The sequence below is a fragment of the Castellaniella denitrificans genome, from assembly GCF_027214045.1.
Lineage (GTDB): Bacteria > Pseudomonadota > Gammaproteobacteria > Burkholderiales > Burkholderiaceae_B > Castellaniella > Castellaniella denitrificans_A.
Window position 1 is genome coordinate 1 of sequence record NZ_JAPWHE010000003.1, and the last position, 13,995, is coordinate 13,995.

13 protein-coding genes and 1 other RNA gene are annotated in these 13,995 nt (G+C 65.7%); 11 read left to right on the plus strand and 3 right to left on the minus strand.

What is annotated here, in order from left to right:
• Positions 1-296 precede the first annotated feature (296 nt).
• Positions 297-665: a DUF4870 family protein gene (locus tag O4H32_RS05815; RefSeq protein WP_269357579.1), complete on the plus strand. Its 369-nt coding sequence runs from the start codon at positions 297-299 to the stop codon at positions 663-665.
• A gap of 137 nt (positions 666-802) precedes the next feature.
• Here the strand turns inward: O4H32_RS05815 and O4H32_RS05820 are convergent, their stop codons facing one another.
• The gene (locus O4H32_RS05820) at positions 803-1,075 is read right to left on the minus strand and encodes an SWIB/MDM2 domain-containing protein (RefSeq protein WP_043684703.1); all 273 of its coding nucleotides are present in this window, start codon (positions 1,073-1,075) and stop codon (positions 803-805) included.
• A gap of 130 nt (positions 1,076-1,205) precedes the next feature.
• Here O4H32_RS05820 and pyrC point away from each other — a divergent pair, with 130 nt between their 5' ends.
• Positions 1,206-2,300 (plus strand): dihydroorotase, encoded by a 1,095-nt coding sequence (gene pyrC, locus O4H32_RS05825; RefSeq protein WP_269357910.1) that lies wholly within the window; start codon positions 1,206-1,208, stop codon positions 2,298-2,300.
• Positions 2,301-2,354: 54 nt separating this feature from the next.
• Here pyrC and O4H32_RS05830 read toward each other — a convergent pair whose 3' ends face one another.
• Positions 2,355-4,199: an ATP-binding cassette domain-containing protein gene (locus O4H32_RS05830; RefSeq protein ID WP_269357582.1), complete on the minus strand. Its 1,845-nt coding sequence runs from the start codon at positions 4,197-4,199 to the stop codon at positions 2,355-2,357.
• Between the two features lie 121 nt (positions 4,200-4,320).
• Here O4H32_RS05830 and rnpB point away from each other — a divergent pair.
• The 5 genes from rnpB to O4H32_RS05855 all read left to right on the plus strand — a co-directional run bounded on the left by rnpB (position 4,321) and on the right by O4H32_RS05855 (position 8,658).
• Positions 4,321-4,724: RNase P RNA component class A (gene rnpB, locus O4H32_RS05835), an RNA gene on the plus strand.
• 118 nt (positions 4,725-4,842) lie between these two features.
• Positions 4,843-5,697, plus strand: a complete 855-nt coding sequence (locus O4H32_RS05840; protein WP_269357584.1) for an ABC transporter ATP-binding protein — start codon at positions 4,843-4,845, stop codon at positions 5,695-5,697.
• Complete coding sequence (locus O4H32_RS05845; protein ID WP_269357586.1) at positions 5,678-6,385, plus strand: ABC transporter ATP-binding protein; 708 nt, start codon at positions 5,678-5,680, stop codon at positions 6,383-6,385. Before O4H32_RS05840 ends, O4H32_RS05845 begins: the two co-directional genes overlap by 20 nt.
• Before the next feature lie 4 nt (positions 6,386-6,389).
• On the plus strand, positions 6,390-7,442 hold the full coding sequence (locus tag O4H32_RS05850; protein WP_269357588.1) for a branched-chain amino acid ABC transporter permease: 1,053 nt from the start codon (positions 6,390-6,392) through the stop codon (positions 7,440-7,442).
• A gap of 10 nt (positions 7,443-7,452) precedes the next feature.
• Positions 7,453-8,658: a branched-chain amino acid ABC transporter permease gene (locus O4H32_RS05855; RefSeq protein WP_269357590.1), complete on the plus strand. Its 1,206-nt coding sequence runs from the start codon at positions 7,453-7,455 to the stop codon at positions 8,656-8,658.
• A gap of 73 nt (positions 8,659-8,731) precedes the next feature.
• Here O4H32_RS05855 and O4H32_RS05860 read toward each other — a convergent pair whose 3' ends face one another.
• Positions 8,732-10,081 carry an ABC transporter substrate-binding protein gene (locus O4H32_RS05860; RefSeq protein WP_269357591.1) on the minus strand — a complete coding sequence of 450 codons (1,350 nt, stop codon included), beginning with the start codon at positions 10,079-10,081 and terminating at the stop codon, positions 8,732-8,734.
• 394 nt (positions 10,082-10,475) lie between these two features.
• Between O4H32_RS05860 and mraZ the strand changes: the two genes are divergently transcribed.
• From mraZ to O4H32_RS05880, 4 genes are read left to right on the plus strand one after another with little or no spacing between them, the layout of a single operon-like run.
• Positions 10,476-10,904 (plus strand): division/cell wall cluster transcriptional repressor MraZ, encoded by a 429-nt coding sequence (gene mraZ / locus O4H32_RS05865; RefSeq protein ID WP_269357593.1) that lies wholly within the window; start codon positions 10,476-10,478, stop codon positions 10,902-10,904.
• 8 nt (positions 10,905-10,912) lie between these two features.
• A complete protein-coding gene (gene rsmH / locus O4H32_RS05870; protein WP_269357595.1) occupies positions 10,913-11,968 on the plus strand; it encodes a 16S rRNA (cytosine(1402)-N(4))-methyltransferase RsmH in 1,056 nt (351 codons plus the stop codon).
• Positions 11,965-12,255: a cell division protein FtsL gene (gene ftsL / locus O4H32_RS05875; RefSeq protein WP_269357597.1), complete on the plus strand. Its 291-nt coding sequence runs from the start codon at positions 11,965-11,967 to the stop codon at positions 12,253-12,255. Before rsmH ends, ftsL begins: the two co-directional genes overlap by 4 nt.
• Positions 12,252-13,994: a peptidoglycan D,D-transpeptidase FtsI family protein gene (locus O4H32_RS05880; protein ID WP_269357599.1), complete on the plus strand. Its 1,743-nt coding sequence runs from the start codon at positions 12,252-12,254 to the stop codon at positions 13,992-13,994. The genes ftsL and O4H32_RS05880 overlap by 4 nt, the downstream gene beginning before the upstream one ends.
• Position 13,995 lies beyond the last annotated feature (1 nt).

Here is a 13,995-nt window from a genome sequence, read left to right on the forward strand (position 1 = left end):
GAAAGTAGGTCATCGTCAGGCTTTTATTCCGCAAAACCCCCGCAGAGCTCCTCTGCGGGGGTTTTGTCTTTGTGGCGCCATAAAAAGCCCGAGATCCAAAAGCACAAGATCCGGACGCCCCCCCGCAGAGGACCGGCCTGGACTTCGTTATCTCCCCGCTTCGCGCCTTTTGCCAGGCCCCCAGATTCGACGGACGCGGGCCAGTCCGCTACGGACGGACTCGTGCCCGCGCCCATCCCTGATAGAATGAACTTTTCAAACGCCGGCGCAGGGCCTGCGCCCACGCAGGAGATCTCATGATTCAAGGCGACGATACCCCCGACATGGATAAGGGCCTGAGCCAGCGGCAGCTCGTTCATCTGATGTATGGCCTGTTTGCCGTGGGCATCCTGTCCGCGGGAATTTTCGGTGCGGCCGCGCTGGCAGCCGTGGTGCTGGCCTATCTGAAGCGTGGCGACATGGTCGGCACCGTCTATGCCGGACACATCGACTGGATCATCAGGACGTTCTGGTGGGGTCTGCTGTGGTTGACGTTGAGCGCCCTGGGCAGCCTGATCTTTGTCGGCTTCGTCACGGGCCTGGTTGCCGTGATCTGGATCATCTACCGCATCGCCAAGGGCTGGCTGGCGCATTGGGCGGGGGAAACACCGCTGCCGGGGCTGTGATCAGCCGCTGAACCGCATGGCGGGTTACAGGGCCTTTGCCGCCGTGCCTGGTCATGCAGGCTTTGGTCCCGGCCAGGGGCCGGTCTGGATTCAGCGTGGACAGGCGGGGCTGCCGCGACAGCCCGCCGCAACCCTGCTTATTTCAGGTGTTGGCTGACCAGCTTGGTCAGTTCGAACATCGAAACCTGGTCCTTGCCGAACAGGGGACGCAGCTTGGCATCCGCATTGATGTTGCGACGGTTCGCGGGATCCTGGAGATCATGCTTCTTGATATAGTCCCAGACGCGCTTGGTGACTTCGGTGCGGGGCACGGCTTCGTTGCCGATCACGGCCGCCAGGGTGGCGCTGGGGGTCAGGGGCTTCATGAATGCCGCATTGGGTTTGCGACCGGACTTTTCGGTGGTTGCCATGTACGCAGGCTCCTACAGTGTTGAGTGAATAGCCCTCGCAGCATACCGCGTGTTTCCTCGAAAGACAAAACAGGATTGTCAGACCGTGTCACAGACTTCTGCCCATGTTTCCACGAACCGCGATGCACCCATGGCCGGGCCCTCCGGCCCGGCCGCCCGCATCCGCTTGATCAGGCCTGACGACTGGCATCTGCATCTGCGCGATGGTGCGGTGCTGCGCGACGTCGTGCTGGACTCCGCACGGCAGTTCGGGCGCGCCATCATCATGCCCAACCTGAAGCCCCCTGTGCTGACGACAGCGGATGCGCACGCCTATCGCGAGCGCGTCCTGGCCGGCCTGCGCGAAGCCTGCGAGCGGGTGGGCGTCGACGAGACGCCGTCCTTCGATCCTCTGATGACCTTGTATCTGACGGACCGGACGACGCCGGATGAGATCCGTCGGGCGCGCGACAGCGGTTTCGTACATGGGGTCAAGCTCTACCCGGCCGGGGCAACGACCCATTCGGACGCCGGGGTGACGGATTTGCTGGGACAATGCCGCCGGACGCTCTCGGCCATGCAGGATTGCGGCATGCCGCTGCTGGTCCATGGCGAAGTCACCGATCCGGCGGTCGATCTGTTCGACCGCGAGGCCGTCTTCATCGAACGGGTCATGCTGCCCTTGCGTCGGGCTTTTCCAGCACTGAAAGTGGTGTTCGAGCACCTGACCACGGCGGACGGTGCGGCCTATGTCACCGAAGCGGATGGCCCTGTCGGCGCGACGCTGACGCCACAGCATCTTTTGTATAACCGCAATGCCCTGTTCAAGGGCGGGCTGCGGCCCCACTGGTACTGCCTGCCGGTCCTGAAACGGGAAACCCATCGCCTGGCCTTGCTGAAGGCGGCCACCAGCGGCAACCCGCGCTTCTTCCTGGGGACGGACAGCGCACCGCACCCGCGCGGGGCCAAGGAGCAGGATTGCGGCTGCGCGGGGTGCTACACGGCCCGCCACGCCATGGCGCTTTACGCGACGGCCTTCGAGTCCGTCGGCCGCCTGGACCGGCTGGAGGCCTTCGCCAGCCTGCATGGCCCGGCTTTTTACGGCCTGAAGCCCAACAGCGGTTCGTTGACGCTGGAACGGGCGACCGACCCGATTCCGCAGGAACTGCCGCTGGGCGACGACGTGGTCGTCCCCCTGGCCGCCGGCGAGTCCCTGCAATGGAGAATGAGTCAGGACGCGTGCTAGTCCCCGGGGACTAGCACGCGTCCGGGCGAATCGGAGCGTCTTGCGGGCGGCCGTTCATTCGCCGCGTTTGTCCTCCAGCAGGGTCCAGCGCTCGAACAGGGCTTCCAGCCGGTCCTCCAGTTCGCCCAGGGCCTGCTGGACGCGCTGTGCCTCTTCGGCGCCCTGGCTGTACAGGTCGGGGTCGGACAAGCGCGCCGCCAGTGCGGCCTGCTCCGACTCCAGCGCGGAGATCCGGTCAGGCAATCCCGCCAGTTCTTCTGCTTCCCAGGGGGCCAGGCGGTTCTTGCGCGGTTTTTCGGCGGCTTCGGGCGTGAGCGGCGGCGCATCGGTCGCGCGTTCCTTCGGGGCGGCGGGCGCGGACTGCCGTCCGGGGCGGGCCTGCGTCTGGGTTTCAGGCACGGCGGACCGTGGCCGCTGCGATTCCCAGTCGTCGTAGCCCCCCACGTATTCCCGCCATCGCCCGTCGCCCTCGGCGGCGATGGTCTGCGTGACCACATTGTCCAGGAAGCTGCGGTCATGGCTGACCAGCAGGACGGTGCCTTGATAGTCCTGCAGCAGGCCTTCCAGCAGTTCCAGGGTGTCGATGTCCAGATCGTTGGTCGGTTCGTCCAGCACCAGCACATTGTGGGGCTGGGCGAACATGCGCGCCAGCGCCAGGCGGGCGCGCTCGCCCCCCGACAGGCTGGATACGGGAGAATGGGCGCGCGCGGCGGGAAACAGGAAGTCTTCCAGATAGCTCATGACGTGCTTGCGCTGGCCGCCGATCTCGACCCATTCGCTGCCCGGACTGATGGTGTCTGCCAGGGTGGCGGATTCGTCGAGGCGGTCGCGCATCTGGTCGAAATAACCGATCGACAGATTGGTGCCCAGGCGCACGCTGCCGTGCAGGGGTTGCAGTTCGCCCAGCAGGATGCGCAGCAGTGTCGTCTTGCCGGCGCCATTGGGGCCGATCAGGCCGATGCGGTCGCCGCGCTGGATCAGCGTGCTGAAATCCCGGATCAGCATGCGGTCGCCATAGCCGTGGGTGACGTCCTGCAGTTCGGCCACGAGTTTGCCAGAACGCTGGCCGTCGGCCAGGGCGAAGCGCACCTGGCCTTGCTGGTCGCGCCGCGCGGCGCGTTCGCGGCGCAGGGCCTCCAGGCGGCGGACGCGCCCTTCGTTGCGGGTGCGGCGTGCCTCGATGCCCTTGCGGATCCAGACCTCTTCCTGGGACAGGAGCTTGTCGAAGCGGGCGTTGGCCTGCTGTTCGGCATCCAGCCATTGGGCTTTGCGCGCCTGCCAGGCGGAAAAATTCCCGGGGAAGCTGAGCAGCCGGCCCCGGTCGAGTTCCACGATGCGGGTCGCGACGGCATCCAGGAAGCGGCGGTCGTGGGTGATCAGCACGACCGCCGCACGCGTGGTGCGCAGCAGGTCTTCCAGCCAGGCGATGCCGACGAAGTCCAGGTGGTTGGTCGGCTCGTCGAGCAGCAGCAGATCGGGTTCCTGGACCAGGGCATGGGCCAGGGCCACGCGCTTGCGCGTGCCGCCGGACAGTCCGCGGATGAGTTGGTCGGGGCCGAGACCCAGAGCATCGATCAGCGCTCCGGCGCGCGCCGAACGTGGCCAGTCTTCCGTCGCCAGCAGGTCGCCGGACAGATAGTCGAGGATGGTCTCGTCCTCGGGCAGGTCGGGTTCCTGTTCGACGGTGGCGATGCGCAGGCCGCCGCGCCGCCGGATCTCGCCATCGTCGAGGCGGACGCGGCCGTCCAGGACGCGCAGCAGGGACGATTTGCCCGCGCCGTTGCGGCCGATCAGGCCGATGCGCTCGCCGGCCAGCAGATTCAGGTCGGCGTGATCGAGCAGGGGATGGTGGCCGTAGGCGAGCTGGGCCTGGGAGAGGGCGAGCAAAGTATCGGACATGAGGCGGGCGGCGGTGAGGCGGTCGCTGGTCTCGGCGGCGGGCCGGGACACAAAAGTGTATTGTCGCAGTTTGGCCGGGCGCGTGCCGGCGACGGCCGGCGCTGTCGTACAATGCCGTCGCGGGGCAGATCGGGCGATCGCGGTGCCGTCAGGCATCGAGGAAGGTCCGGACTCCATCGGGCGCGATAGCGGCTAACGGCCGTCCGGCGATCCTTTCGGGGAGAGCCGAGGACCAGGGCCACAGAGACGAGTCTGCCGCGGGGGTGAGCCGCAAGGCGCACACCGGTACGGCCATCTCCGTACCGTCCGTCCGGTTTGTCCGGGCGGTCCGCGGCAGGGTGAAACGCGGCAACCTCTATCGGGAGCAACATCAAATAGGCATGCGCCGGCTTCGTGCCGACAGGGCGGCCCGTCCGAGCATGCGGGTAGATGGCTAGAGCGGTCCAGCAATGGCCCGCCCAGAGGAATGATCGCCCGCCGGGGCAACCCGGCGTACAGAATCCGGCCTATAGATCTGTTCCGCCTTCTTCATAGGGAATTGTGCGCATTCGGCCGCCGTGCCGGCTGTGATACCCTGAATCATCATTTCGAACCGACGGCCCGCGGCGCGGATGCGTGCCGGGTACGCCGGCCGGATTCCTTCATGGAAATCCAGCAGGAGACATCGGTGGCGGATTCGACAGCATCATCCCTGTCGGAAACGGATGTCGGACAGCGGCCTCCGTTGCTCGAAGTCCGTGACCTGACGAAAAGCTTCGGTGGCTTGCGGGCCGTGGATCATTGCTCGTTCCAGGTGGAACAAGGCACCATCACCGGCCTGATCGGGCCCAACGGCGCCGGCAAGACCACGGTGTTCAACCTCATGACCGGTTTCATCCCCCCTGATTCGGGCCGGATCCTGCTGGGCGGCCAGGACATCGGTCATCTGCGTCCCGATCAGATCTTCGCCCGGGGACTGTGCCGCACGTTCCAGATCCCGCGTGAACATGGCACCATGAGTGTTCTTGAAAACCTCATGCTGGTGCCGCCCGGACAGTCGGGTGAACATTGGTGGAACGCCCTGCTGCGCCCGGGCCGTGTCCGGGCCGAGGAGGCCCGCCATCTGGACAAGGCGCGGGAAGTCCTGGAATACCTGCAGCTCACGCCCGTCCGGCATGAATACGCGGCCAACCTGTCGGGCGGCCAGAAAAAGCTGCTGGAAATGGGGCGCATGCTGATGGCGGATCCGCAGATCGTCCTGCTGGACGAACCGGCCGCCGGCGTCAACCGCACCCTGCTGCAAAGCATCGTCCGGAACATCCAGGCCCTGTCCCGCGAGCGCGGCATCACCTTCCTGCTGATCGAGCACGACATGAACATGGTCATGAACCTGTGCGATCCGGTCATCGTCATGAGCGAAGGACGCAAGCTGGCCGAAGGCGCGCCCGACACGGTGCGCGGCGACCCCGCGGTGCTGGAGGCTTACCTGGGAGGGCAATATGCCGCTGCTGCAGGTTGACGCCGTCACGGCGGGCTACGGCGATACCGAGATCCTGCGCGCGGTGTCCCTGCATGTCGAGGCCGACGAGGTCGTCGCCATCATCGGCCCCAACGGGGCGGGCAAATCCACCCTGATGAAGACGATCTTCGGCCTGCTGCATCCCCGCCAGGGGACGATCGCTTTCGACGGACACGACATCACGCATCAGGCACCGCACCGCATCGTGCGGCTGGGCATGTGTTACGTGCCGCAGGTGGCCAATGTATTCACCTCGCTGACGGTCGAGGAAAACCTGGAGATGGGCGCATTCCCAATGGGCAAGGTCGATCTGTCCGACAGCAAGGACCGGGTCTACGCGATGTTTCCAAAACTGCGCCAGCGCAGACGGCAACTCGCGGGCAAGATGTCCGGCGGCGAGCGGCAGATGGTTGCGATGGGCAGCGCCCTGATGATGAATCCCAGGCTGCTGCTGCTCGACGAGCCCACGGCCGCCCTGTCGCCCAAGCTCGTGGCAGAAATCTTCGAGCGCATCGCCGGGATCAACGACAGCGGCGTGGGCATCCTGATGGTCGAGCAGAACGCCCGGCAATCCCTGGGGATGGCTCATCGCGGCTACGTGCTGGCCAACGGCGAGAACCGGCACGAGGGCACGGGCCGGGACCTGCTCGAGGACCCGAACGTCGGGCGCCTCTACCTGGGAGGATGACACGATGATCGATAGGGCGCGGCCTGTGGCGGACGAGGACATGCCGGCGGACGCCCGGGATCCGGGCGGCGCCCGCAGCAGCCGCTTTGTCGGCGGCGTGCTGCTGCTGGTGCTGGCCGGCATGTGGATCGCCGGCTGGCTTTCAGGCACCAGCGCCGAGGACATGCTGTCCCTGACCGCGTGGGGCGTGATGCTGGGAGGCATCATTGCGTTGGGCGGCATCGGTCTCACCCTGTGTTATGGCGTCCTGAAGTTCCCGAATTTCGCTCATGGGGAATTCCTGACCCTGGGGGCGTACGTGACTTACGGCATGGTGCTCGTCCTGCCTCGGTCCGAGCCCATCTGGCGATTCTCTTTTGGATGGGAACTGGTCGTCGGCCTGCCGCTGGCGGCGGCGGTCACCGCCGTCGTGGCGATCACGATCGACCGGCTGCTCTACCGGCCGCTGCGCAGGCACCATTCGCCGCTCGTGCTGCTGGCCATGGCCTCGCTGGGCATGGAATTCCTCCTGCGGGGCATCGTCTACCTCATCTGGGGCTCGGACTTCCATTTCTATTATTCGGGGCGAGCCAATCCGGCACTGTATCTGCCTTTCGGATTGCGCCTGCAGGCGGACCAGATCTTCGTCTTCGCCCTGGCCCTGGTCCTGGTGGCGCTGCTGTATTGGATGCTCACCCGGACACGCATCGGCAAGGCCATGCGCGCGACAGCCGACAATCCCGACCTGGCCCAGGTGCGCGGCATCGACACTGAACAGGTCGTCGCCTGGACCTGGGCCATTGGCGCGGGCCTGGCCGCCGTCGGCGGCGTCATGTACGGGCTGGCCTCTCAGATGCGTCCGGACATGGGTTTCGTTCTGCTGCTGCCCTTGTTCGCCGCGGTGATCATGGGCGGGATCGGCAGCGCCTGGGGCGCGCTGGTCGGGTCGATCATCATCGGGGTCGCCATGCAGTTGACGTCCGCCTTCCTGAATCCGGCCTACGGGCCGGCGGTCGCTTTCGTCCTGATGGTGCTGGTGTTGCTCATGCGGCCCCAGGGGCTGTTCGCCCAGCGCTAGGAGCCGGATCATGGATCTTCTTCACTTCCTCAAGGCCTGCTTCCTGCTGGTTCCCGCTTTCCTGCTGGGCTGCCTGCTGTTCTCGCGCTGGCGCTGGCCGGCGCGCCTGTCGTCGGCCCTGGCGTTCGGCTGTCTCCTGGTGTTCGGTGTGGCGGCCTGGTGGCCGGGCGCCATGGATTACCTGGCGTCCTTCAGCATCGTGGCGATCATCTATTCGATCCTGTCGCTCGGCCTGAACGCGCAATGGGGGTACAACGGCCACCTGAATTTCGGCGTGGCCGGTTTTTTTGCCGTGGGGGCGTTCACCATGGCGCTGTTCGTCACCTCGCCGCCTTCCGGCCTGATGGCGGCCTATGCCCAGCAGTGGTTCGGGCTGGACGCGCCTTATCTGGTCGGCGTGGCGGCAGCCGGCCTGATGGCGGGCGCCGTGGCCTGGCTGATTGCTCAGCCCATCCTGCACCTGCGGGCGGATTTCCTGGCGATCGCCACACTGGGGATCGCCGAGATCATCCGGCTCGTCTTCCAGAACGAGCGCTGGCTGGCCAACGGACCGCAGCCCATGTCCGGGATTCCCCAGCCGCTGTCCTGCGTCTTCGACGACGCGGGCTGCGCCTGGTTGCCCGATGCCCTGCGGTCCGCGCTGTCCGTGATGCAGCCCAGGGATTACGGTTATCTGTACCTGGTGATCGTCACGTTCGCGATGGCCTTGGTGTATGTCGTGCTCGAGGCCATGGTGCGCTCCCCCTGGGGGCGCGCGTTGCGCGCCGTCCGGGACGAGGAAGAATCGGCCGCCATGAGCGGCAAGCACGTCAAGTCGCTGCGTGTGCAGTCCTTCGTCCTGGGCGCCATCGTCATCGGTGTGGCGGGCGCCCTGTACGCGCCGTACATGGTCACGATCGACTACAGCCACTTCAAGCCGCTGTTCGCCACGTTCCTGGTCTGGGTGATGCTGATGCTGGGAGGCAGCGGCAACAACAAGGGTGCCATCCTGGGCGCCTTCGTGATCTGGGCCGTCTGGAGCGGCACGGGATTCGTCACGGATTATCTGCAGGTCGCTTTGCAGGGGGTCGCCCCCGACGTGGCCTCGCGGATGTCCTTCCTGCGCTGGGCCTTCGTGGGGCTGCTGTTGGCGTTGATCGTGCTGTATCGTCCACAGGGCATCCTGCCCGAGCGGAAACGCGTGTCCCGCTTTCTGGACGGAGAGCCGGAAGACTGAGGGCGGTCCCGGGACGTATGATGCACAAGAGGCCGCTTTCCAGGCGGCCTCTTTTTTTGGGGCGCGGCGCGGATCAACTGGCCGGGATGTCCTTGGCGGCGACCATCTTCACCGTTTCGATCTTGTCCCCGGTGTATTTCCAGATGTTGACGGGCGTGATGACGTCGCCGTTCTTGTCGAAGTCGCACGGGCCGGCGACGCCGTTGTAGTTGATTTTCTTTTTGTCCTTCAGCGCCTTGAGCATGGCGGTGACGCGGGCCTGGTCTCCGCCGTCGATCATCTCGCCCGGCGGGTTGGAGACCTTGCGCAGTTCGTCGCGCAGCATCGTGCCCGTGATCCTGGCGGCATCGGTGGCCCCCGCTGCCACAACGGCGGCCATGGCCAGTCCCGCAACCAGGCCGGCGTCGTATGAGCAGGTGGTGAACGGCGGGAAGTGATCGTGCTTGTAGGTGGCCATGTACGTCTTGGCGAAGTCTTGGTAGGACTGTGTGGTGGTGTCTTCGCCGGGGGCCGTGCCGTAGCGGCCGTCCATGTCCTTGGCGCCGACCTCTTTGATGATGTCGATGCTGGCGTTGCCGTCGGTGAACTGCCATTGGGTGAAGTTGAAAGTGTCGCGGGATTCCTTGCAGATGGCGATGGTGTGCGCCGGATAACTGACGATGAGCAACAGGTCGGGCTTGTCCTTGAGTGCCTGTGAAAGCATCGACTTGTAGGTCGGCTGGACTTCTTCCGGATGCGGGACCTCGGCCAGGACGGTGCCGCCGCGCTTTTTGAAGGCGGCGGCGAAAGCGTTGGACAGGCCTTGTCCGTAAGGGTTGTTGATGTAGAGGGTGGCGACGCGCTTGAACTTGTAGTTCGGGTCGATTTCGCCGTTGACGAACTGGGCGGCCACCACCCCCTGCATGGCGTCGGACGCGCTGGTGCGGAACAGCAGGTCGGCCTTGGCGTCGGCGGGCAGCACGCTGACCAGCGGGGACGTGGTGCCGTTCCCGATCTGCAGCACGCCCGATGGGATGGTGACCGAGGTCGCGACGGCGACCGTGACACCGCTGGACCAGCCATTGATGATGACCGGTGTGTGCTGGGTGTCGATCATCTGGCGGGCCGCCTGGACGCCGACCGTCGGCAGGGTGGCGCTGTCGGCCGTGACATGGTGGGCGATGATGGGGCCGCCGAAGACTGCCGTGGCGGCGGTGTTGATCTGATCGACGGCGAGCCGGACCGCGTCGCGGTAATAGGGACCGAACTCGGCTGCGGAGCCCGTCATGGGCAGAACCTGACCAAGATTGATGGCGGGCGGGGCCCCTGCGGCCAGGGCGCGCCGCAACGGCAGGACGCCGCCAAGCATCAGGACGCCGCCGGTGGCCCCGACGGATTGCAGGAAATGGCGGCGTGATTGAGGAAGAGGGGTTGGATCCGACATGTGAAGCACTCCTTTCTGGTGACTGACGAGACGGCAGGCAAACGCAAAAAAGGCTCGGATGCTTTCGAGTCTGGCTCTCGGGCGCGCGGATGTTCCGGCCCGGGATGGTGGAAGTTCATTACATCGGCTGCTCTCCGGCATGTCAATCGGGAATTGGTGCAGGTTCGATCGGCGCCGGTCCGTGGCCGCAAAGGCCCCGACCTGACAAAGGACTTTCAGTTTAGTTCCCAATACATTGATTTTTCAGGTTTTTATTTACAGGTCGATTCGTAAAAACAGTTGTAAGTGCTTGTTGTCATTGAATAAATTTCAATTTTTGCCTTGACCGGCCTCGATCCATCCCGTAGAGTGGGGCAAAGTAGATTTTTGTGTCATGAAGTGGGAGAAACCCCTCGTGTTTCAAGGAAGCAGCGCGCTCACGCTGGATGCCAAGGGCCGGATGTCCATTCCGGCCCGGCATCGTGACGCCCTGCAGACACAGGAACAGGGGCGCCTGACGCTGACACGGCATCCGGACGGTTGCCTGATGATCTATCCACGCTCCACCTGGGAGGCAAAGCGCGAGCAGATCGCGGCGCTGCCGGCCTCGGCGCGGCCCCTGCAGCGTCTGCTGCTGGGCAACGCCCAGGACGTGGACATGGACGGGGCGGGCCGCATCCTGGTCGCGCCCGAATTGCGCATGGCGGCCGGCCTGAGCCGGGACGTCATGCTGCTGGGACTGGGATCGAACTTCGAATTGTGGGATCGCGCCCAATGGGAGGCGCGCTGCATGGCGGACGTGGGCAACCTCGATCCGGCCATTCTTGAACAGATTTCTTTCTGAACCCGCACATGGCGTATTCCCATCGCACCGTTCTGCTGGAACCGGCCATCGACGCGTTGTTGAGCCCCGCGTTCGGCCGCCGGTCGGCTGTGCCGGAGCAGGCGCCGCCGCTCGACGGCGTTTACGTGGACGGGACGTTCGGCCGCGGGGGGCATAGCCGCCTGCTGTTGAGCCGGCTGGCACCGGGGGCGCGGCTGCTGGTGTTCGACAAAGACCCCGCAGCCATCGCCGAGGCCCTGGCGCTGCGCGCCGACGATGCCCGGGTCGAGATCGTCCATGAGGGTTTCGCAGACCTGGCCGCACAGCTCGATCGACTGGGCATTGACCGGGTGGATGGCGTGCTGCTGGACCTGGGCGTGTCCTCGCCCCAGATCGATGAGGCGGAACGCGGATTTTCGTTCATGCGGGATGGCCCGCTGGACATGCGCATGGACACCAGCCGTGGACAGACGGCGGCGCAATGGCTGGCCGAAGCCGACCAGGAACAGATCAAGGAGGTCATCGCAGATTATGGCGAAGAACGGTTTGCTTTCCAGATTGCAAAGGCGATTGTTGCGCGCCGCCAATCCAGGCCGCTGCGCACCACGGGCGAACTTGCCGAGCTCGTCGCCGGTGCCGTCCGTACGCGCGAAAAGGGTCAACACCCGGCCACCCGCACCTTTCAAGCTGTACGGATTCACATCAATGAAGAGCTCGCGCAGCTCGCGCACGCCCTCCCGGCAGCGCTGACCCGCCTGCGCGCGGGCGGGCGCCTGGCCGTGATCAGCTTCCACTCGCTGGAAGACCGCATGGTCAAGCAGTGCTTCGCCGCCGCGGCCCACCCGGGACGCGATCGGGCGCGGCTGCCGATTCCAGAGCGGGACATGCCGCAACCCTACGTGACTTTGCTGGGCCGCGTTCAGGCGGACGCCGCCGAGGTGGCGGACAACGTGCGCGCGCGTTCGGCCGTCCTGCGGGTGGCCGAGCGGACCGCGGTGCCTCTGTCGCTGGACGAGGCCTCCGCTTTCGTCCGCCTGCCCGGTCGTCCGGTTTCGCAGCGCAGGGCGGGGAGGGCGGCGCGATGATCCGGCTGACCCTTTTCCTGGCGTTCATGCTGATGGCTTCGGCCATTTCCCTGGTCACGGTGCGGTTCCAGACACGCGAGCTGTTCGTGGCATCCGAGCGGCTGAAGTCCCGTGCCCATGAGCTCGATTCGGAGTGGAGCCGCCTGCAGCTCGAGCGGGCGGAACTGGCTCGCAATGCCCGCATCGATTCGCTGGCCCGCTCGGATCTGCATCTGGTGTCGGTGACGCCGGACCGCACGATCTACCTGCAGCAGCCGGCCCCCGTTGCGAGGGAGGGCCGGCCATGAAGCGTTTCGGTTTCCACGAAAGCCCCGTGCTGGCGAGCCGTCCGGCCTTCTGGCGCGCGCGGCTGGTGGTGATCATGCTCATGCTGGGTTTCGCCGCGTTGGCGGCCAAGGCGCTGAATCTGCAGATCCTGTCCAATGAATTCCTGCAGCGCCAGGGTGAACGCCGCTATGAGCGTACCCTGGTGCTGCCGGCTTCGCGCGGCAAGATCCTTGACCGCAGCGGCTCGGTGGTGCTGGCTTCCAGCGTGCCGGCGAAGGCGGTCTGGGCGATTCCGGAAGATTTCCACAAGGCCTCCGACGCCCAGGTTTCCGAGTTGGCGCGGCTGCTGGACGTCAAGCCGGCCGAGTTGCGTCAACGCACGCAGGACGAGGACAAGAATTTCGTCTATCTGCAGCGCCAGGTGGCCGTCGACAAGGCCAAGGCCATCCAGCAACTGAAGATCCCGGGGGTCCAGCAACTGGCCGAGACGCGCCGCTTCTATCCGGAAGGCGAGGTCATGGCGCACATCGTCGGCTTCACCAATATCGAGGACCGGGGCATCGAGGGCATCGAACTGGCGTTCAACGACCGGCTGTCGGGGCAGCCGGGGTCCAGGCGCGTGATCAAGGACCGGCTGGGCCGCGTGGTCGAGGACGTTCAGGCCGTGGTGCCGCCGGTCGATGGCCAGAACCTCCAATTGTCCATCGACGCCGGTATCCAGTTCGACACCTATACGGCACTCAAGGCCGCCATGAAAGAGCATCAGGCGCGCGCGGCGGCGGCCATCGTGCTGGATGCCCGTTCGGGCGAGATCCTGGCGATGGTCAATCTGCCGTCCTACGATCCGAACGACACCTCGGCGCGCACGGGCCAGGCGCTGCGCAATCGGGTGGTCACCGACACGTTCGAGCCCGGTTCCATCATGAAACCGTTCACGGCCGCGCTGGCCCTGGACGAGGGCAAGATCACGACGCATACGCAGTTCGACACGGGCAATGGACGCTACAACTATCAGGGCGCCGTGATTTCCGACGTCAGCCGCAAGGGCAACGGCGTGCTGGATGTGGGCGGCATCATCCAGCGTTCCAGCAATATCGGCATGACCATGATCTCGGAGCGGCTGTCGTCCCAGTCGATGTGGGAGAAGTTCTCGGCGCTGGGCTTCGGTCGTGCGCCTCAGACACATTTCCCCGGCATGGTATCGGGCCGCTTGCGGCCCTGGCAGCGCTGGCGGCCGATCGAGCGCGCCACCATGGCCTACGGCTACGGGCTGTCCGTATCCCTGCTCCAGGTCGCGCATGCCTACACCGTCTTTGCCCGCAACGGCGATATGGTCTCGCTGTCCCTGCTGCGGCGCGAGGGCGAACCCACCAGCGTCCAGGTCTACACGCCTGAAATCGCCCGATTGATGCGCGGCATGCTGGAAGCCGCCGCCGGGCCGGACGGCGCCAAGCGGGCGCAGGTCCAGGGATACCGGGTGGCGGGCAAGAGCGGCACCGCGCGCAAGATCGTCAATGGCCAGTACAGCAAGACCAAATACCGCGGGTCTTTCGTGGGTCTGGCGCCGGTGTCCGATCCTCGCATCGTCGTGGCCGTGTCCATCGATGAGCCGAGCGCCGGGGGGTATTATGGCGGCCGCGTGGCCGCACCTGTCTTTTCCGACATCGTTTCAAGCACCCTGCGCCGCCTCGGCGTGCGGCCGGACGCGCCCATGGATTCCCTCGTGGCCGTGGCGGGGCAGGGGGGAAGCACACAATGAT